This is a genomic window from Streptomyces sp. URMC 126 (genome assembly GCF_051386555.1).
In the GTDB taxonomy this organism is placed as follows: Bacteria; Actinomycetota; Actinomycetes; order Streptomycetales; family Streptomycetaceae; genus Streptomyces.
Map to the genome: position 1 here is coordinate 1 of NZ_JBPQTX010000006.1, position 18561 is coordinate 18561.

At 74.2% G+C, this 18561-nt stretch carries 19 protein-coding genes and 3 pseudogenes; 6 read left to right on the forward strand and 16 right to left on the reverse strand.

Annotation, left to right across the window (positions count from 1 at the left end; genetic code table 11):
* Nucleotides 1–88 precede the first annotated feature (88 nt).
* Nucleotides 89–382 (forward strand): YiaA/YiaB family inner membrane protein, encoded by a 294-nt coding sequence (locus tag ACSNOK_RS01550; RefSeq protein WP_436778686.1) that lies wholly within the window; start codon nt 89–91, stop codon nt 380–382.
* Nucleotides 383–581: 199 nt separating this feature from the next.
* Nucleotides 582–3839: an amidohydrolase family protein gene (locus ACSNOK_RS01555; protein ID WP_436778687.1), complete on the forward strand. Its 3258-nt coding sequence runs from the start codon at nt 582–584 to the stop codon at nt 3837–3839.
* A gap of 65 nt (nt 3840–3904) precedes the next feature.
* Here ACSNOK_RS01555 and ACSNOK_RS01560 read toward each other — a convergent pair whose 3' ends face one another.
* The 8 genes and pseudogenes from ACSNOK_RS01560 to ACSNOK_RS01595 form a co-directional block, all read right to left on the reverse strand.
* Nucleotides 3905–4633, reverse strand: a complete 729-nt coding sequence (locus ACSNOK_RS01560; RefSeq protein ID WP_436778688.1) for a beta-ketoacyl reductase — start codon at nt 4631–4633, stop codon at nt 3905–3907.
* The gene (locus tag ACSNOK_RS01565; protein ID WP_436778738.1) at nt 4630–4968 is read right to left on the reverse strand and encodes a KR domain-containing protein; all 339 of its coding nucleotides are present in this window, start codon (nt 4966–4968) and stop codon (nt 4630–4632) included. The genes ACSNOK_RS01560 and ACSNOK_RS01565 overlap by 4 nt, the downstream gene beginning before the upstream one ends.
* Nucleotides 4869–5991 (reverse strand): annotated as a pseudogene (locus ACSNOK_RS01570) (polyketide synthase dehydratase domain-containing protein). Before ACSNOK_RS01570 ends, ACSNOK_RS01565 begins: the two are co-directional and overlap by 100 nt.
* A pseudogene (locus ACSNOK_RS01575) lies at nt 5930–6145 on the reverse strand (hypothetical protein); the annotation flags it as partial. The pseudogenes ACSNOK_RS01575 and ACSNOK_RS01570, both read right to left, overlap by 62 nt.
* A gap of 187 nt (nt 6146–6332) precedes the next feature.
* A pseudogene (locus ACSNOK_RS01580) lies at nt 6333–6428 on the reverse strand (hypothetical protein); the annotation flags it as partial.
* A gap of 156 nt (nt 6429–6584) precedes the next feature.
* A complete protein-coding gene (locus tag ACSNOK_RS01585; RefSeq protein WP_436778689.1) occupies nt 6585–7337 on the reverse strand; it encodes an SOS response-associated peptidase in 753 nt (250 codons plus the stop codon).
* 113 nt (nt 7338–7450) lie between these two features.
* Nucleotides 7451–8281, reverse strand: coding sequence for an alpha/beta fold hydrolase (locus ACSNOK_RS01590; RefSeq protein ID WP_436778690.1), 831 nt, complete (start codon nt 8279–8281; stop codon nt 7451–7453).
* A gap of 30 nt (nt 8282–8311) precedes the next feature.
* Nucleotides 8312–8467 carry a hypothetical protein gene (locus ACSNOK_RS01595; RefSeq protein WP_436778691.1) on the reverse strand — a complete coding sequence of 52 codons (156 nt, stop codon included), beginning with the start codon at nt 8465–8467 and terminating at the stop codon, nt 8312–8314.
* A 203-nt stretch (nt 8468–8670) separates the two neighbouring features.
* On the opposite strand from ACSNOK_RS01595, the gene ACSNOK_RS01600 reads away from it, so the two are divergent.
* On the forward strand, nt 8671–9711 hold the full coding sequence (locus ACSNOK_RS01600) for an LLM class flavin-dependent oxidoreductase (protein ID WP_436778692.1): 1041 nt from the start codon (nt 8671–8673) through the stop codon (nt 9709–9711).
* A gap of 139 nt (nt 9712–9850) precedes the next feature.
* Here the strand turns inward: ACSNOK_RS01600 and ACSNOK_RS01605 are convergent, their stop codons facing one another.
* The 3 genes from ACSNOK_RS01605 to ACSNOK_RS01615 all read right to left on the reverse strand — a co-directional run bounded on the left by ACSNOK_RS01605 (nt 9851) and on the right by ACSNOK_RS01615 (nt 12456).
* Entirely contained in the window at nt 9851–10411 is a 561-nt protein-coding gene (locus ACSNOK_RS01605) for a hypothetical protein (RefSeq protein WP_436778693.1), read from the reverse strand.
* A gap of 28 nt (nt 10412–10439) precedes the next feature.
* Nucleotides 10440–11624 carry an MBL fold metallo-hydrolase gene (locus ACSNOK_RS01610; protein WP_436778694.1) on the reverse strand — a complete coding sequence of 395 codons (1185 nt, stop codon included), beginning with the start codon at nt 11622–11624 and terminating at the stop codon, nt 10440–10442.
* A gap of 184 nt (nt 11625–11808) precedes the next feature.
* Nucleotides 11809–12456, reverse strand: coding sequence for an alpha-ketoglutarate-dependent dioxygenase AlkB family protein (locus ACSNOK_RS01615; protein WP_436778695.1), 648 nt, complete (start codon nt 12454–12456; stop codon nt 11809–11811).
* Between the two features lie 222 nt (nt 12457–12678).
* Between ACSNOK_RS01615 and ACSNOK_RS01620 the strand changes: the two genes are divergently transcribed.
* A complete protein-coding gene (locus ACSNOK_RS01620) occupies nt 12679–13260 on the forward strand; it encodes a carboxymuconolactone decarboxylase family protein (protein ID WP_436778696.1) in 582 nt (193 codons plus the stop codon).
* Here ACSNOK_RS01620 and ACSNOK_RS01625 read toward each other — a convergent pair.
* From ACSNOK_RS01625 to ACSNOK_RS01635, 3 genes are all read right to left on the reverse strand, one after another.
* Complete coding sequence (locus ACSNOK_RS01625) at nt 13241–14074, reverse strand: SAM-dependent methyltransferase (RefSeq protein WP_436778697.1); 834 nt, start codon at nt 14072–14074, stop codon at nt 13241–13243. The two genes, ACSNOK_RS01620 and ACSNOK_RS01625, sit on opposite strands and share 20 nt — an antisense overlap.
* A gap of 384 nt (nt 14075–14458) precedes the next feature.
* Nucleotides 14459–14719 carry a DUF397 domain-containing protein gene (locus ACSNOK_RS01630; protein WP_004941345.1) on the reverse strand — a complete coding sequence of 87 codons (261 nt, stop codon included), beginning with the start codon at nt 14717–14719 and terminating at the stop codon, nt 14459–14461.
* Between the two features lie 3 nt (nt 14720–14722).
* Entirely contained in the window at nt 14723–15589 is an 867-nt protein-coding gene (locus ACSNOK_RS01635; RefSeq protein WP_436778698.1) for a helix-turn-helix domain-containing protein, read from the reverse strand.
* Between the two features lie 165 nt (nt 15590–15754).
* Here ACSNOK_RS01635 and ACSNOK_RS01640 point away from each other — a divergent pair, with 165 nt between their 5' ends.
* Complete coding sequence (locus tag ACSNOK_RS01640; protein WP_436778699.1) at nt 15755–16225, forward strand: ATP-binding protein; 471 nt, start codon at nt 15755–15757, stop codon at nt 16223–16225.
* Nucleotides 16226–16360: 135 nt separating this feature from the next.
* Here the strand turns inward: ACSNOK_RS01640 and ACSNOK_RS01645 are convergent, their stop codons facing one another.
* Entirely contained in the window at nt 16361–17152 is a 792-nt protein-coding gene (locus ACSNOK_RS01645; protein ID WP_436778700.1) for an SGNH/GDSL hydrolase family protein, read from the reverse strand.
* Between the two features lie 171 nt (nt 17153–17323).
* Here ACSNOK_RS01645 and ACSNOK_RS01650 point away from each other — a divergent pair, with 171 nt between their 5' ends.
* Nucleotides 17324–18118: a tyrosine-protein phosphatase gene (locus ACSNOK_RS01650; RefSeq protein WP_436778701.1), complete on the forward strand. Its 795-nt coding sequence runs from the start codon at nt 17324–17326 to the stop codon at nt 18116–18118.
* A gap of 21 nt (nt 18119–18139) precedes the next feature.
* On the opposite strand, the gene ACSNOK_RS01655 is transcribed toward ACSNOK_RS01650, so the two are convergent.
* Nucleotides 18140–18505: a hypothetical protein gene (locus ACSNOK_RS01655; protein ID WP_436778702.1), complete on the reverse strand. Its 366-nt coding sequence runs from the start codon at nt 18503–18505 to the stop codon at nt 18140–18142.
* Between the last annotated feature and the right edge of the window lie 56 nt (nt 18506–18561).

Consider the following 18561-nt stretch of genomic DNA (forward strand, 5'->3'; position numbering starts at 1 on the left):
GGTCTGGGTAGCGGGGTTTTCGGGGCAGGGGTGGAGATGAGTAGCGGTACTCATGTGGTCCGCGGGCCGGTCCGCGACGCTGCCGGGCATGAGTACTCCATCGATACAGCGGCCGACGACCACCGCCTTCTACATCCAGGCCGCCCTCTCCTTCGGACTGTCCCTGGTGGCCCTGACGGTCGGGATCGTGAAGCTGCCGGTGGGCGCGTGGGAGCGGGGGTTCCTGGCGCTGGGGCTGGTCTTCGTGGTGTCGTCGGCGTTCACACTGGCCAAGTGCGTGCGCGACCGGCAGGAGGTGGACGAGATCACCAATCGGGTCGACAAGGCGCGGATCGACAAGCTGCTCATCGAGCAGGACGCGTTCAAGGTCGACGGGCTGTGAGCGACTGCCCAGGGTGAGAGCACACGCGTAAGGCGGCCAGGGCGAGATCACGGGGCGGGAGCGCGGTGGCGTCCCGGCCGCCCGTGGCGGGCCGGTCCCCTCCTCTGGGGTGTTGACCCGGCCCCCCGCACCGTGAACGATGATCCGATCGAGATCTTCCTCTCGCGCCCCGTGCAACTCCCGCACCCCAGGAGGACAGTTGGACGTCCAGGGCCCCTCGGGCACCCGCCTCTCTCCCCTCTCCCGGCGCAGATTCCTCCAGGCCACCGCGGGTACCGCCGCCGTCGCCGGGGTCGCCGGAGCGGTCGCGGCGCCGGCGGAGGCCGCGGCGCCGGTGGAGGCGGCGCCGGGTTCCGTGGGTGCGGCGGCGGCTTCCGCGTCGTCGTCGCCCGTGCTGTCGTTCACCGCCGCGACCAACGGCTCGGCGTCGCTCTTCGGTGACCGTCTGGTGGCCGAGGTGCAGAACGTCCTGTGGTCGCTCCCCCGGGCGGGCGGGGACGCCGTGGCGATCACTCCGCCCGATCTGGAGCCGACGCGGCCCGTGCACGCGCCGGACGGCCGGCTGCTGGCCGTCTGCGCGTACCGGGGCGGCGGCTTCCACATCTGGACGCTGCGCCCCGACGGGACCGCGCTCCGGCAGCTGACCGACGGGCCCTGGGACGACCGCGGCCCGGCCTGGTCCCCCGACGGCACCCGGATCGCGTTCGCCTCCGAGCGCGAGGGCGACCCGGTGGCCGGCAGCCCGTACCGGATCTGGACGGTGGACGTCCGGACCGGCGCGCTGACCCGGGTCACCGGGCTGAAGGGCCAGGACGGGCCGCTGCAGGACGGCGCCTGGGAGGACTTCGACCCGGTCTGGTCGCCGGACGGCAAGCGGCTGCTGTTCGTCCGCGGCCAGGCGACCAAGGACGCCCTGGTGTCCCGGACGGTGGCCTCGGTGCCTGCGGACGGCCGGGGTCCGGTCCGCGTCGAGCACACCGAGACGGCGAAGGCGCAGGTCATGACGCCGGCCGTGAGCCCGGGCGGGCGGCTGGCCTATCTGCGGACGACGGCCGCGCCCACCGCGTCCTGCACCCTGGTCGTCGACGGCGCCGCCGTGCCCGTCAAGGGTGACGTGGAACCGGTGCCGCCGCGGTGGATCTCGCGCGACGAGCTGCTGCTGACCGTCGAGGGACAGTTCCGGGTCGTCCGCGTGGCGCCCGCGGGAGGCGGCCGGGAACCAAGGGCGGAGACCGTCGCCACCGTCCCGTTCACCGCGAAGCTGCCGGTCGACCGGCCGCGGTACCGCGTCAAGCGGTACGACGTCGAGGTCGGCGGCGTGGGCCGGGTGCGGGCGGTGCACCTGCCGGCGCTGTCCCCGGACGCCCGCCGGGTCGCGTTCGCCGCGCTCAACGCGCTCTGGGTCGCCGACGTCGACGGTGGCGCGGCGCCCCGCCGGGTGGTGCGCGCCGACGCCACCCGCTACCTCCTCGGCCCGTCCTGGACGCCCGACGGCAAGGCGCTGGTCTACGCCGACGACCGCTCCGGGCTGCTCGCCGTCCGCCGGCACGACCTGGACTCCGGAGAGGAGGCCGAGCTGGCCGGCGGCGGCCGGGTGAGCCCCGCGCTCTCCCCCGACGGCAAGCGGCTCGCCTGCCTCGACCTCACCGGCAACCTCCTCGTCCGCGACCTCGCCGCCGGCACCGACCGCGTCCTGGCCGCGCCGATGGGCGGCGGCGGGCTGCCCGGCCGGCCCAGCTGGTCGCCCGACGGCCGGTACGTCGCCTACTGCGACCGCAACCGGCTGAACCAGCGCTTCCGCGAGGGCTACAACCTCATCCGCGTCATCGACACCTCCGACGGCTCCTCCCGGCTGCACGCCCTGGCCCCGCACGCCTCCGTCGCCGACCGCTACGACTCGGGCCCGGTGTGGTCGCCGGACGGCCGCTCCATGGCGGTGATCAGCGAGTCCGCGCTGTGGCTGCTGCCGGTGAAGCCCGACGGCACCCCGGCGGGCGCGCCCCGGCGGCTCACCGACGAGGCGGCCGACCACCCGTCCTGGTCGGCGGACTCGCGCCGGATCCTCTACCTGTCGGCCGGACGGCTGCGACTGATCGACGTCGACGGGGGCCGGACGCGGACCGTCCCCGTCTCCCTGAGCTACCGCCGCCCGACCCCCGTCGACACGGTCGTGCACGCCGGCCGGTTCTGGGACGGCACCGGGAACACCGTGCGGGAGGACGTCGACATCCTGGTCCGCGACGGCCGGGTGCGCTCCGTCGAGCCGCACCGGGCGAGGCGCGCCGCGCGGCGCCGGGTGGACGCCTCCCGGCGTACGGTGCTGCCGGGCCTGTGGGACGCGCACACCCACCCGTGGCAGATCACCTACGGCGGCCGGCAGACCGCCCTCCAGCTCGCCTACGGGATCACCACGGCCGTCTCGCTCGGCGGCGCCGCCTACGAGCAGGCGCGCGTCCGGGAGGCCGTGGCCGCCGGCGACCTCGCCGGGCCGCGCCTGCTGACCTGCGGCGAGCTGCTGGACGGCGCCCGGGTCGCGTACAGCATGGGCCGGGCGCACCGCACCCGCGAGGGCCTGCGCCGGTCGCTGTCCCGGGCCTCGGCCCTCGACTGGGACTTCGTGAAGACGTACGTCCGCGCGCCCGGCTGGGTGATCGAGGAGGCGGCCCGGCACGCCCACGAGGTGCTGGGGGTGCGCACCGGTTCGCACCTGTGCACCCCGGGCGTCCAGCTCGGGCAGGACCTTACGACCCATCTCCAGGCCACGCAGCGCCTGGAGTTCGGGCACGCCACGTCGGCGACCGGCCGGGCGTACGAGGACGTGCGGGAGATCTACACCCGTACCGACTTCCACATGATCGCGACCATGTTCACCTCGACCCCGCTGCTCGGCGAGCAGCCGGGCCTGGCCGAGGACCCGCGGGTGACCCGGCTGATGCCGCCGTGGGACGTGGAACTGGTCCGCAAGACCGCCGCCGAGCGGCCCACCGGCGACCAGCTGGCCACCCTCCGTACCGAGGTGGACGTCTACCGGCGGATCCTCTCCGGCGGCGGCCTGGTCGCCCTCGGCACCGACGCGCCGCTGGTCCCGGTGGGCCTCTCCCTTCACATGGGTCTGCGCGCCCTGCACCGCCACGGCCTCTCCCCCGCCGAGGCGCTGCGGACGGCGACGGTGATCCCGGCCCGTGTCTTCGGCGCCGAGCGGGACCTCGGCACCCTGGAGGACGGGAAGCTCGCCGACATGACGATCGTCGACGGCGACCCCTTCACCGATTTCGATTCGCTGGTGCGGACGGAATCCGTGCTCCGCGGCGGGATTCCGTTCGAGCAGCGGCAATTGCTCGACGCCTACGGCGGCGACAAGGCCCCGGCGGCCCGGCGTGGCAGCTCGACGCACGGCGAGTGGCTGGAGGTCGGGCGGCTGCTGCGGCGGGATTCCTGCTGCGATCCGGGGCACTGATCACGGTCGGCTCGCGCGGGCGGGCGGGCGGTGCGGGCAGGAGCCGGCACCGCCCGCACCGCCGCTCACGACGGCAGCGGCGCCGACCGCCCCGGTGAGTCGCCGGCCTCCGGAGCGGCGTCCGGAGCGGCGTCCGGAGTCGTCAGGCGCCGGTGGATGAGGGACGCGATGCGGGCCAGGGTGCCGGTGCCGCTCATGAGCTCGGCCGGTGAGACGCGGACGTCGAAGTACTCGCGTGTGCGGACGAGGAGTTCGGCCCCCGTCAGGGAGTCGAGGCCGAACTCAGTCAGCGGCCGGTCCGCGGCCGGCTCGGCCGGGTCGGTGCGCGGGACGCCGGCCGGCAGGCGGCTGAGGACGTCGGTGATGGTGCGGATCGCCTCGTCGGCGGTCAGGGTGGGGAGGGAACGCAGGAGGTCCTCGCGGGTGTCGTCCGTTTCGAGGGCGTGCCCGGCGGTGAGCGGAGCGAAGCGGGACGCGCCGAGGGCGGCCAGCAGCCGGCGGGCGCGGGCCCAGTCGAAGCGGCCGGCACCGGCAACGTCCACGCGGCCGGCGAGGAGGGATTCGGCGACGGGAAAGAGGGTTTCGGGGCCGGCGATTCCGAGGCCGAGGGCCGTGATGGTGGTCTCCAGGCCGTGGCGGGCGACGTGGCCGGCTCCGGCGATGCCGCCCCAGGCGATGGCCCTTCCGGGGAGACCGGCGGCCCGGCGGGCGCGCACCAGGGCCTTCAGGTAGCCGCTGCCCGCGGCGCACCAGGTCTGCCTGCGAGGAGTAGAGCAGGAAGAGGCCGAGGTCACGGTCGGCGGTGAGGCGGTGCGAGACGGCGGCGCCGGCCGCCTCGGGGACGAGGACGGCGCCGAAGCGCTCGTCGCTCGCTCAGCTCGGTGAGCGGCGCGTCGTCGAGACGCATGGCGTTGTGCACGACTCCGCGCAGCGGGTGTCCGGTGGCGTCCACGGCGTCGAGGACTCGGCGTATGGCGGCCTCGTCGGTGACGTCCGCGGCGTACGCGGTCGCGGTGACACCGCGGCATTTCAGCCGGTCGAGGAGGTCGGCGGACTCCGGTGCCTCGGGGCCGCGCCTGCCGACCAGGGCGAGGTGGCGGGCGCCCAGCCCGGCGAGCCAGTTCGGCAGTGGCGGCGCCGAAACCGCTCAGGCCGCCGGTGACGAGGTGGATACCCCGGGCGTCCGGCGTCACCGTCGCCGTGGCGGCGTGGACGGGGACGGGGACGGGTTCGTCGACGGGGTCGAAGGAGACGACGGCGGCGCGGCCGGACTCCCGCCAGGCGGCCCGCGGTTGCGCGATCCGGCCGTCCGGCGCCGCGACCAGTCCGGCGGGGTCGGGCTGCCGTTCCGCCGCCGCACCGCTCCGGTCCCCCGGCCGCGGGGCGGCCCGCAGGACCGTTCGCTGTACGGAGAAGCGGGGTGCCCCCGGAGGGTATGCGGCGCAGCCGCAGGCGGTCCGCCTCCAGGGCGACCGTGCCGTCGGCGTCCATGAAGGTGACGTCCCAGGCGACCTCGGCCGCGGAGGCGGCCCGCTGCCGTGCCAGGATCAGCCCGGCGGGTGCCGGCGTGCGCCATACGCGCAGGGCTTCGAGGGCGCGGGGCAGGAGGGCCGTCATCCTCCCCCGTGCGGCGGCGCAGCAGGGGCGCGCCCGCCTGCAAGGCGGCGTCCGGCACCGCCGACCACAGCTCGTGGCCGGCGTCGCCGGGCGGGTCGCAGACGTAGGAGGCCAGGACCTCGCCCTCGCCGACTCGCCGCTCGCGCAGCAGGCGGAACGCCGGGCCGTAGGCGAGCCCGGCCGAGGCGTTCCCCTCGTAGTGCCGTCGGCCGTGGACGGAGTGCGGACAGCGGGCCCGCACCCCGTCCACGGCGACCAAGCCCGGGGGGTGCCCGAGCAGGGCCCGCACCTGGGCCCTGACGAGGGTGTGGCACGGTCCGCCGCGGGTCCGGCCGACGCTGACGGCGAGGGCGCCGCCGTCCGTGACGACGGTGGTCTGCAGCCGGGTGCCTACGGGTGCCTCCGGGGTCCGGCCAGGGCACGGTGAGGGGCTGGGTGATCTCGAAGTGACGTACCTCCACCGTGGTGTCGAGGGCGCGGCGGCCCGCCGCAAGGGCCGTCTCCAGGTAGGCCGCCGCCGGCATGACGACGGCATCGTCGACGCGGCGGTCCCCCAGCCAGGGGACCAGCTGCGGTTCGATCGTGCTCTCCCGAGCGGGGTGCGGGCCGGGCAGCCGCTCGCCGGGCACGGGGTGTTCGAAGCGGCCGGCGCCGCGCTGCGGTTCCAGCGGCCGGGCCGGCCGTGCCACAGGCTCTTCCGCTGCCAGGGGTAGGAGGGCGGTCGGTCACCCGGCCCGGGCGGGGAAAGCGCGCCGTCCGGTCCGTGTCGGCCCCCGCCGCGAGCGGCGCGGCGACGGCCGCGTGCGCCGCCGTCCGTCCGTCGGCGCCGCGCCGCAGGGTGGGCACGTACGTGGCCTCGGTGCGGCGGAGGTAGGGGGCGAGGACGGGGTGGGGGCCGATCTCCACGACGATGCCGGGTTCCGTGCCGAGGGCGTGTCCCGCCGCCTCGGCGAAGCGGACCGGTTCGCGGATGTTCCGCCACCAGTAGTCGGCCGTCGGCTCCTCCCCCTGCGACTGGCCACCGCCCTGGCAAGCGACCGCCTCGACCCCGGCGACACCGTCGCCCTCATCGGCCTGGCCGACGGGTTCAGTGTGGGAGTGGTGCTCCTCCGGCTGTGAACCGGAGGGTCAGGCGTCGGGCGCCGGAGGGTCCGGGGCCGGGTCGAGCAGGTGGGGGCCGTTCTCCCGGACGTTGTTGACGGCGGTGGACACCGCGCGGGCGTCGAGCCGGCCGGCGGCCGGGGCGGTCGGCAGCGCGCGGAGCTCGGCGGGGTCCCGGTGCGTGGGGTCGAGCCAGGTGTCCCAGTCGTCGGGGGCGATGGCCAGGGGCATGCGGGGGTGGACCCGTCCGGCGGCGTCGGTGGCCTCGGTGGTGATGACACTGCACGACGCCACCCACGCGGCGGGATCGTCGTCCTCGGTGACGGCGGGGTCGCGCCAGAACGCGTAGATCCCGGCCATGGCCATGACCTGCCCGTCGGCCGGGCTGATGAAGTAGGGCTGCTTGTACGCCTTCGCCCGTTCGGTGGCCGGGACCGGGACCCACTCGTAGAAGCCGTCGGCGGGCAGCAGGCAGCGGTGCTTGGCGAACGCCCGGCGGTAGGCCGGCTTCTCGGCCACCGTCTCCACCCGGGCGTTGATCATCTTCGCTCCGTCCGACGGGCTCTTCGCCCAGGACGGCACCAGCCCCCACCGCAACGGCCGCAGTCGCCGGACGATCTCCCCCGTCTCCCGGTCGGCGTGGTCCAGGACCGCCCACACGTCGTCGGTGGGCGCCACGTTCCAGGACGGGGCGAGGGACTCCCGCGGGTCCCAGGAGGTCACCCGGAACAGTCCGACCAGATCCTGTGGGCTGCGGGTGGCAGCGTATCGACCGCACACCCGGCCCACCTTACGGTCGGCGGGGGCGGGGCGACGGCGCGCCACGGCGGGCCGCTCGTCGGCGGCGGGTCCCGACCAGGGCGAGGGGCGGACCTGACGGGCGCGGGGCCGTCTCACCCGCGCCCGAACACCGCCCGCAGGAAGCGGAGGACCGCCTCCGCCGACTCCTCCGGCTCGCGCAGGTGGACCCAGTGGTCGGTATCCAGCTCGACGAGAGTGGTGCGCGGCCGCCGGGCGGCCATCTCGCGGGCCTGAGCGGTGGGCAGCACGGAACTGGCCGTTCCGTGCAGGAGCAGCGCGGGGCAGTCGGAACCCAGCCAGCGGCTCCAGTGGTCGCCGAGCAGGCGGGTGTCCGAGTCGACCATGTCCTCCGGGTGGCAGCCGAGCCGCCACCCGTCGCCGTACGGCCGTAGACCGCTCTCCAGCAGCGGCGCCAACGCGCCCGCCGCGGCCAGGAGTTCGGCGCGCGTCGGGGCGTGGTACGGCAGGCCGGACAGGAAGGACAGCGGGGCGGGCGTGACGACGGGGAGGTCCGCGGGCCCGTCGATGTTCACCAGGGCGCTGACCACGCGGGGCCCGCTCGCGGCGGCCAGGTGGTAGCCGTTGACAGCGCCGAGGGAGTGCCCCAGGACGGGGAGGGGGTGGCGGTCGAGGCCCAAGTGGGCGAGGAGGAGCCGGAGGTCGCCGAGGTAGCCGTCCCGGTCGTACCGCCGCGCCCGGTCGGAGTCGCCGTGCCCCCGCTGGTCGGGCGCGACCACCCGCCAGCCGTCGGCACCGAGCGCGGCGGAGAGCTCCGCGAACTCGGCGCCCTCGCCGAGGTGTCCGTGCAGCGCGAGCAGGGGCCGGCCCGCGGCCGGGCCGAAGTCGAGGTAGGAGATCCGCCGGCCGTCGGGGGTGGTGAGATGGGCGCGGCCGGATCGGCAGGAGACGGGTCGGCTCGGCATGCGCTCACCGTACAGCCGGCCACTGTCGGCTCACGCGGCCCAGGCGGGGCGCATCGCGCCCCGCCGCTCCGGCGCGTCGCGGGGTCGGCGGATCCCCGCGACGCGCGGGAAACCGGCCGGCGACGTCCGCTCCGGCAGACCCTGATATCCCTCGCCCGCCGACGAGTCGACGTCCTGTGGGCCCATGATCCGAGACGGAATCAAGGGGCCCACACGGCCGCAGCTCGCACCCAGTGCGGGTGGGGGCGGATGGGTGAACCGCGTCGGCCGCAGGCTGGAGGCCCGGCGTGGGGTGAGGTTTCGGACGATGATGACGACGTGGCGTGGATCAGAGTCGGTTGTCCGGGGTGGCGTAAGCACCGGGCGGGAATTCGCGGCGGAGGAGTCGTATGACGGTGATGCCGGCGTTCGGAGTGAATCGCTTCGACTTCACCTCGCCCTCGGCCTTCGCCGATGATGTGGCGCGAGCGGAACGTCTGGGCTGGGATTACGCGTTCATCCCCTCGACCCCTCTGCTGCTGCGTGATCCGTATGTGAACCTGGCGTTCGCCGCGGAGCGCACGCGGCGCATCGGGCTCGGGCCGCTGATCGTGAACCCGGTGATGCGCCACCCCGCGGTGACCGCGTCGTCGATCGCCACCATCGCGGGTCTGGCTCCGGGCCGGACCATGCTGACCTACGGCGCGGGGGACACGGCCGTCCGGCTGGTGGGCCGGCGCCCGGCGACCGTGGCCGCTCTCGCCGAAGCCGTCACTCTGGCCAAAGGGCTGCTGTCCGGGGAGGAAGTCCAGGTTCCGGCCGCCGCGCGCCCGGCCCGTCTGACCCATGCCGCACCGGTTCCGGTCTGGGTCGCCGCCGGCGGGCCGCGCACCCTGCGGATGGCCGGGCGGGTGGCGGACGGGGTGTTCATCAGGGTGGGACGCCACCCGGCCAACCTGCGCGCGGCCATCGACGCGGTACGGACAGGCGCCCGCGAAGCGGGCCGGGAACCGGACCGGGTCAGGATCGGAGCCGTCTTCCACACCGTCCTGGACGACGACCTCGAACGGGCTTCTCTGATCAGCCGCTCCATGGCCGCCGGATACTACGAATACTCACCACAGCTGTTCGATCCTCCGGGTTTCGCATGGAACGGTCCGCCCGTCGAAGAACTCAAAGCGAAGGTCTGGCCGGACTTCCATCACGCCGCGGACCTGACGGAATCCGGCCGGGTGGTCTCCTTCCTGCCGGACGAGGTGGCCGACGCCTTCGCCCTGTACGGCACGCCCGCGATGATCGCCGAGCAGCTCGAACGGGCCCTCGGTGACCTGCCGATCTCCGTGGTCGTCGCCCACCCGATGCCGGCCCCGCTCTCGGGCGGCCCGTCACCGTACATCGAGCGGTTCGCCACCGAGGTCATCCCGCGCCTGCGCAACCGACTCGCCAGCTGATCGCGACCCTGGTGATCAGGGGGTGTCGGAGCGCTGGTCGAGCCGCTCGTGAGTCGCGTGCGTGCATCACCCAGGCCGGATCCTCTCCACCGTCCAGCGGAAGACGCGAAAGATCGACGGCCCCGGCGCCCGCGGAGCCTCAGAGCGCCTCGACACCGCACCGCCCGCACACCGCCCGCGCCGGTCCGCCGTCGGTCGCGGGCCCGTACCCCCGGTTCCCCTCGCCGCAGGCCCGGCAGGTGACCGCGCTCGTCCCGTCGGGCGGCGGCGCCCAGCGGATCACGCGCCGGATCACCACCGGCAGCGGCTCGGTGGGGTGGACGACGGGGTCGGGGCAGTAGGCGATGCCGTTCCAGCCGCGTCGCCGCGCGCCCCCGCCGTGCGCGGCGTGCCAGGCGGCGTCGGCGGGCTCGTGGCGCTGTCCCCGCGCCTTGGCGGCCCGCCGGCCGGCCGCGCGCTCCCGTACGTGGGCCAGCCAGAGCTCGCGGGCGGCGTGCAGTTCCTCGACGGCGCGGACCAGGGCCGCGGGGTCGTCCTCGGGGTTCCGGGGGATCCGCGCGCTCAGGGTGAGGTGGTGGTAGGTGGCCCGGAAGCCGTAGGGCGCGAAGCCCACCAGGCAGCACCGCAGGTCGCAGCGGCGGTACGCGGCCGGCAGCCGGTCGTCGTGGACCCGCCGCCGGTGCACCGCGAAGCCGCTCATCCCCGGGAGCCCGCCCCTCCGCCGGACGTCACCGTTCCGCCGCGAGGTCGAGCCGCGCCGACGAAGCGGGCGTCCGGCCGACGGCCCGGTCCCGCGGGGATTCCGCCGCGACGGCCCGCCACCACTCGTCCGGCTCCAGCCCGGCCGCCGGTTCGAAGGGCCGGCCGGGGCGGGGCACCGCGTAGCGGACGCCGGCCCGGCGGGCGGCGGTGACGGTGCGTTCGGCGGGCTCGTCCCACGGGTGGGGGGCGAGGTTGAAGGTGCCCCAGTGGATGGGGAGGAGGACGCCGCGTTCGGCGGCGGCGGAGCCCTGGAGGTCGAGGTGGGCGCGGAGACCCTCCTCCGGTTCCATGTGGATGTCGGGCCAGAACTCGCTGTACGCACCGATCTGGATCATCGTGGCGTCGAACGGGCCGTAGCGCTCGCCGATCCCGGCGAAGCCCGGGAAGTAGCCGGTGTCACCGCTGTGGAAGACGCGGTGCTTGGGGCCCGCGACGACCCAGGATGCCCAGAGGGTGTGCTGGGTGTTGCGCAGCGCGCGCCCGCAGAAGTGACGGGCGGGGGTGGCGGTGAGGGTGAGCTCGCCGACGAAGGTGGTCTCGTGCCAGTCGAGTTCGGTGATCTGCCCTGCCGGGATACCCCAGTGCTCCAGGTGCGCCCCGACGCCGAGCGGGACGACGAACTCCGTTCCCGTCCGGGCCAGCGCGCGGACGGTGGGCATGTCGAGGTGATCGTAGTGGTCGTGGGAGATGACCACGGCGTCCACCCGTCCGGTCTCGGCGAGCGGTATCGGCACCGGGTGCAGGCGGCGGGGGCCCGCGAAGGCGAAGGGCGAACAGCGCTCGGACCAGACGGGGTCGAACAGCACTCGGTGGCCGTCGATCTCGGCCAGCACGCTGGAATGGCCCATCCAGGTGAGCCGCAGCCCCGACACTACGGGCCCGGCCAGATCGGCGACGGTCGTCGGGTGCACGGGGACCGGGTGGGCGGGGGCGCGCAGGGCGCGCTCCTCCTTGCGGAAGTAGGTGGGCAGGTAGGCCAGCATCGAGCGGGTGCTCGGGGTCCGTTCCGGACCCGGGGGGTTGACGAAGACGCCGCCGGCGAAGTGGGGCGAGCGCCGGATGCGGGCCATCCGCTCCCCCGACGGATCGGCGCCGAAGGCGGCCGGGCGCAGCGCGTCGAGGGGAAGTCTGGGGACGCGGAAGCCGGTCACGGCACCTCCAGGCGTGGGGGAAGGGTCCGTCTCATTATCGAACGGCGCTCCCCGCCCGCGCCATCCTTGATCGTTTTTCCGAGCGCGAACGGCGATCGGGGAGCGACCGTCGGTAACAGCCCGAGCCGGGTGGGAGCAGGGCCCCGGCGGGGAGTCCTCGACGAGACCGCCCACCGCCCGCGCGTCACAGCCCGCTGACCCGCAGCGTGATGTTCAGCCGCCCGGTCAGCCCGAGCCAGGCGGGCGCCGTGCCCGGGAACGTCCGGGGCACGCCGTGGTACGCGTAGCGGGACGGCCCGCCGAAGACGAACAGATCGCCGCTGCGCAGTTCCACATCCGTCCATGGGCGCGTCCTGGTCTCCGTGTTGCCGAAGCGGAAGACGCAGGAGTCGCCGAGGCTGAGCGAGACGACGGGTGCGTCGGACTTCTCGTCGCCGTCGCGGTGCAGGCCCATACGAGCGCCCGCCTCGTAGAAGTTGACCAGCGCGATGTCGTACGGCTCGGGCCCGGGCGGCGTTCCGTAGGCGCGCGCCACGGCGTCCCGGGCCAGGTCGCCGAGCCGGCGGGGGAACGGCTTGACGGGCGCGCCGTCGCCGTCGACGACCGTCCGGGCGTACCCGTAGGGGTACCAGTGCCAGCCCAGGCAGACCGTGCGGACGGACATCTCGCCGCCGTTCGGCATCCGGACGGTCCGCAGGCCCGCGGGCGGCTCCGCCCACTTCCGGCAGTCCCGGAGCAGCCGGTGCTGGGCGGCCTCGTCCAGCCAGCCGGGGACGTGCACGGCTCCCGGCGCCACCTCGGCCGACGCTCTCGGAAACAGCTCGTCGCGCATACGTTCAGGCTAGGCGAGGCGAGAAGGGAGCGCCGGGGGGGTGCGGCCGCCCCGGAAAGTCGGCAAGGGAGACGGTGGTCGGTCGGGGAAGTCTTTTTTCCCCGAACCCGTCACATCCGCGCGGGCTCGCCCGTCCCACTCCCGCAAGCGATTCCGCGGACCGGCGGCGGCTCAGCGTCCCGCCTCCGGTCCCGGCGACCCGAGAGAGGACCGGTCCCCGTCATGGCCCGTATCCCCCTGAACCCGCCCGCCACCCCGCTGACCCGCCTCGTCGCCTGGTACAGCCGCCGTGCCTACGGCAAGGTGCTCGACCCGCTGCCGGCCATGGCCCACCACCGCGGTGTGCTGGTGGCCACGTCCCTCTTCGAGCTGGCCGTGGGCCGCTGGAAGCGGCTCGACCCCGGGCTGAAGGCACTGGCCGTGATGGCCTCGGCGGCATCCATCGGCTGCTCGTGGTGCATGGACTTCGGCTACTGGGAGAACCGGCGGCACGGCATGCCGCTCGAGAAGCTGCGCGACGTGCCGCGCTGGCGGGACAGCGACGTCTACACGCCGCTGGAGCGCGACGTGATGGAGTACGCCGAGGCGATGACGGCGACGCCGCCCACCGTGGACGACGCCCTGGTGGAGCGGCTGCGGAGGCGGCTGGACGACGCCCGGCTCGTCGAGCTGACCCAGATGATCTCGGTCGAGAACCTCCGCTCCCGCACCAACACGGCCCTGGGGCTGACCAGTCAGGGCTTCAAGGACAGCTGCGACGTCCCGGCGCCGGGCGCCGCCCCCGTCACCGGCCGCCGCCCTTGACCCCCACCCCGCCGTAGATCCCGACCCGGGCCAGGTCCGCCGGGGTCGGCGGCTCGCCGTCCGGGTGCCAGAGCGGCACCTGGACGACGCCGGGGTCCATCAGCTCGAAGCCGTCGAAGAACGGCACGACCTCGTCGTACGTCCGGAGCGTCACCGAGGCGGTCGCGTTCTTGTAGGCGTCCTCGGCGACCCGGGCGGCCTCGCTGTGGAAATCGGTGGTGCCGTGGCTGAGGACGAGGCAGCTGCCTTCGGGCAGCGCCTCGGTCAGGGTGGCGACGATCCCGGCCGCGTCCTCCTCGTCGGATATGAAGTGCAGGATCGCGACGAGCAGCAGGGCCACCGGCTGGTCGAAGTCGATCAGGCGGCGCAGCTCCGGGTGGGCGAGGATCTTCTCCGGCTCGCGCACGTCGGCCAGCAGGAAGCTCGCGTTGCCGTTGTTCGTCAGCTTGGCCCCGGCGTGCGTCGCCACGATCGGGTCGTTGTCGACGTAGACGACGCGGACGTCGGGGTCGACCTCCTGTGCCACTTCGTGGGTGTTGGGGGAGGTGGGGATGCCGGTGCCGATGTCGATGATCTGGCGTACGCCGCTTCCGACGACCTTGCGCACCGCGCGCAGCAGGAAGTCACGGTTGGCCCGGGCGGCGAAGCGTACGTCCGGCAGGACGGCGATGAAACGTTCCGCCGCCGCACGGTCGACCTCGTAGTTGTCCCAGCCGCCGAGGTAGTAGTCGTACATCCGGGCCGGGTGCGGCCTGCTGGTGTCGATCTCCTGGGCCGCGAATCCCCCGCTGCCGCCCGTGCCCTGCTCCGTCACTGTTCCCTACCCCTTTTCGGCTGTTACGACGGCCCGCCCGGTGACCCGCCGGCGGGTCTCCCCGTCCCGGACCGGCCGACGGCCGTGCCACTTCCCCTGTTCGAGCCCCGTGCGGGCCCGGTTCGAGCCCCACTCCGCCGTACCCGCCGGCCTCCGCCGGCACCCCCGTGACCCGCGGTTCACCGTACGGGCGCCGCGGCACCGGACGGCACCGGGGCCCCTGTCGTGCGGACCCCCGTCCGGTGCTCGGCGCGGGCGGAGCGGGACGTCTCCTGTCGTTCCCGGCGCCGACGCCTGCCGTCGCTCACAGACAGCGCTGCGGTCTGGCCCGCACGCCGACGGCCCTACCGCGCACGCCGACGGCCGCGCCCCCCACACCGCCGCTCACGTCCGCGGCCCCTCCGCCGCTCCGGCGAGCAGGAAGTCCGCCTCGCCGGCCTTGGCGCCCCTGATGAAGGTCTCCATCTCGCTGTGCGTGTAGATCAGCGCGGGCCCCTCCGGGTCCGTGGACTGGCGCAGGGCGACCCGGCCGTCCCTCAGGCGCATGACCTCGACGCAGCTTCCCCCGTTGCCGCCGCTCCACGGCTTGCGCCAGCCCTCGGTGCCGAGGTCGGTGGCGGGCATGCCGTTGTATATGCGATCCATGGTTCAGATCTCCTTACGAATGCCACCCAGGAATGCCTTGGTGGTGTGTGCCGGCGCGGCCTGCGCGCACATCCGGTCCAGTGCCTCCAGGAAGGCCGAGACGTCCTCGCGCTGGTCGAAGTAGGAAGCGCTGATGAGGTTTTCCGCGTACGCGATGTCCGGGAGCTCCTCGATGGGGAACCGGAAGATGTGGAACGGTCCGTACATCGCCGGATGCGGCCCGGCGGCGTACGGGATGACCTGGAGCCTCACGTTCGGCATGGCCGTGGCCTCGATGAGCCGGTCGATCTGGGCCCGCATGACCTCGGGGCCGCCGATCGGGCGGCGCAGCACCGTCTCGTCCATCACCACCCACAGCAGGGGCGCGTTCTCGCGGACGAGCAGGTTCTGCCGTTCGCGGCGGACGGTGACGGCCCGCTCGATCTCGGCGTCCGGCGCGTGCGGCTGGCCGGCGCGGAGCACCGCCCGGGCATACGCCTCGGTCTGCAACAGCCCGGGGACGTAGTGCGGTTCGTAGGCGCGGATGACGTTGGCCTCGCCCTCCAGGCTGACGAACGCGCTGAACCACTCGGGGAGCACGTCCCGGAAGCGGTGCCACCAGCCGGGCCGGTTGGCCTCCCGGGTGAGGGCGAGGAAGCCCTCGACCTCGGCGGGATCCTCGACGCCGTAGATCCGCAGCAGCTTCTCCACGTACGGGACCTTCAGGCCGACCTCGGCCTTCTCCATCCGGCGGATGGTGGCGTGCGTGACGTCGAGCGCCCGGCCCGCCTCCTGGAAGGAGAGCCCGGCCCGCTCGCGCAGGTCGTGCAGCCGCTTGCCGAGTACGACACGCAGCACGGTCGGTGCCCCTGCCGGCCGCGCGTCCCCCACTGTCCCCTCCTCCTGCCGTGCCAACTACCGTCTCCGCGCGGGACTTGTCCCCCACTGACCAGCAGTGTGCCACGCAGTCCGCAAAGCCGACAGGCTGCGCTTTCGATTCTGCAATTTACAGACTGAAGCTTGCCACATCTGTCTCGCATCGCACATAGTTGCGGAGTGGTCCCCTCCCAAGACGCACCTTTGCTGGGGCGCCGCGGCGGCTGCTTCGGCGGGCGCCCGCAGGCCGCCTACGCCTACGGGTTCAATTTCCCGGCCCTCAACGCCTCGGTGGCGGAAGCGCGAAGACGAGTCCTCGCCCGGTTGCGGGAGTGGGGCATCGACGAAACCGCCTGCGACGACGCCCGGTTGGTGGTGTCGGAACTCTTCACCAACGCGGTGCGGCACACCGACAGCGACAAGGTCAGCTGCCACCTGCGGGTGAGCGAGGCCCTGGTGCGCATAGAGGTCGCGGACCACGGCCGCGCCTCCACCGAGCCCCGGGCGCGCTGCAGCGGAACGGACGAGGAGAGCGGACGGGGACTGCTGCTCGTCGGCGCCCTCTCACAGGCGTGGGGCGTCCGGCCGGACGACGCCGGGCGGGGCCGCATCGTCTGGGCCGACCTGCCGCACCGACGGCTCTGTCCGTAGGCGGACCGCCCGCCCCCGCCACGGCTCCGTCCGCCCACACCAGGACCGCATCCCTATGGATCGTGCCCCGGCCCCTCCCCTACCGGGGGAAGGACCGGGGCACGATCCATGCGGCCCATCCGGCCCGCCGTCGCGCTACAGCGGCAGCAGGTCCGGCCGCTTGGGCTCCACGTGATCGCCCGACGACTCGCCGCGCAGCCGCCGCCCGATCCACGGCACCAGGTGCTCCCGCGCCCAGTGGATGTTGTCCCGCCGCACCTCGGCGGGCGTCCGCTGGTCCTCCGCCGGCCACGGCTGGTCCGGATCGGCCGGCACCGCCAGGCCCAGCACCTGCGCCGCGCGCAGCGCCACCCGGGTGTGCCCGTCCGGCGACAGGTGCAGCCGGTCGTCGCTCCAGGCCCGCCGGTCCTGCACCGAGCGCAGCGACCAGAGGTCGAGCACCGGGCAGTCGTGCCGGTCGGCGATGGCGCGGACGTGCGCCGTGTACGTGGCGATCTTGCCCCGCAGGTGCTTCAGCACCGGTACGTCCCGCGTGTCGAAGCCGGTGCACACCAGCACCGTGCCGACCGAGGTCCGGAGGTCGGCGACCGCCGCCTCGTACCGTTCGGCCACGTCGTCCGGGTCGGAGCCCGGCCGCAGGATGTCATTGCCCCCCGCGCAGAACGTGACCAGGTCGGGCGCGAGTTCCTTCGCCCGCGGCACCTGTTCCTCGACGATCTGGTCGAGGAGCCTGCCGCGCACCGCCAGGTTGGCGTACCGGAAGGTGTGCTCCTCCCGCTCGTCGGCCAGGAGTACGGCCAGTCGGTCGGCCCAGCCGATGAACGAGTCGCCGGGACCCGGGTCGCCGACGCCCTCGGTGAAGCTGTCCCCGACGGCTGCGTACGACCCGATCGCGCTCTTGCTCAATGATTTCGAATCGTCTGCCACGTCAGCACATCATTCCTGCTGACGAGTGACCTACGCCACCGTAACCAGGGGTTGACGTGCCGTGATGTATCCCACCCCGATTGGGTCGGCTCATCCGGAATAGGGCGGACGTAAGGTCGGACCGGCGCCGCGCACCCACGCCCGGCGCCGCCGACGACCGGAGGAGCGCCCGTGACCCAGACGCCGCACGTCCCCGCCACCGAGCCCCTGCTCTCGGGGGTCCGCAACTTCCGCGACCTGGGCGGCCTGCCGGCCGCCGACGGACGGCGCGTCCGGCCCGGCGTCCTCTTCCGCAGCGGCCATCTGGCCCGGGCCACCGAGGCGGACACGGCGTTCCTCGGCTCGCTGGGCCTGCACACCGTCTTCGACTTCCGCAACGCCGCCGACATCGCCGGCCAGGGCCCGGACGTGCCCCTGCCCGGCGTCCGTTACGTCAACCTCCCCATGAGCGACGCGGCGGACGGCGACAAGTTCTGGCGGATGGTCCACCACGGTGACCCCGAGCAACTGCGCGCCCTGCTCGCCGAGGGCCGGGCCGCCGCCCGGATGATCGCCTCCTACCGGTCGATCATCACCCACCGGACCGCCGAACACGCCCGCGTCCTGCGCGCGCTGGCCGACGGGGACGTGCCCGTCCTGATGCACTGTGCCGCCGGCAAGGACCGCGCGGGGCTCGCCGTCGCCGTCACGCTGCTCGCGCTCGGCGTCCCCCGCGACGCCGTCGAGACCGACTACCTGCTCTCCGGCGCCCCGCACCGGCGGTTCGCCGTACGCCGCGAGGTCCCCTTGCCGGCGGACGTCGCGGAGCTGCTCTCCCCGCTCTTCGCGGCGCGCGTGGAGTACCTGGCGGAGGCGTTCGCGACGATCGACGAGCGGTGGGGCTCGGTCGAGCGGTATCTGACGGACGGGCTGGGGTTCTCCGCCGAGGACCGGGAGCGGCTGCGGGAGCGCCTGCTCACGGCCTGACGGGCGCGCGGCACCCTCCGGTCAGGAAGTCTTCCGCAGCAGCCAGGCGTTGGGAGTGAAGGAGGAGTTGACGAAGACGACGCAGCCCCCGCTGTAGTAGGTCTGGACCTTGGTCCAGCCCTTCGGCGGGAGCGCGGAGGCGCAGGCGTTGACTTCGGTGCCGACGGGCAGGCCGTCCAGTTGCTTGATCATCTTGATGTTGGAGCCGCTCATCACGCGGCACGAGGCACTGGTGCCCCAGTTCACGTCGACCCAGCCCTCCGGGGTCATCGAGTCGGCGCACACCGTGCGGGTCTCGCCCGGCGACGCCTGGGCCGGGCTCGCCGCGAAGGAGGCGGCGAGCGTCGCGCCGAGCAGGGCCAGACCAGCGGTGCGGAGTCGTCTCATGAGGTGTCTCCCAAGCGTCGGCAGTGGTGGCCAGGGCATTCAACGGCCCGCGCGAA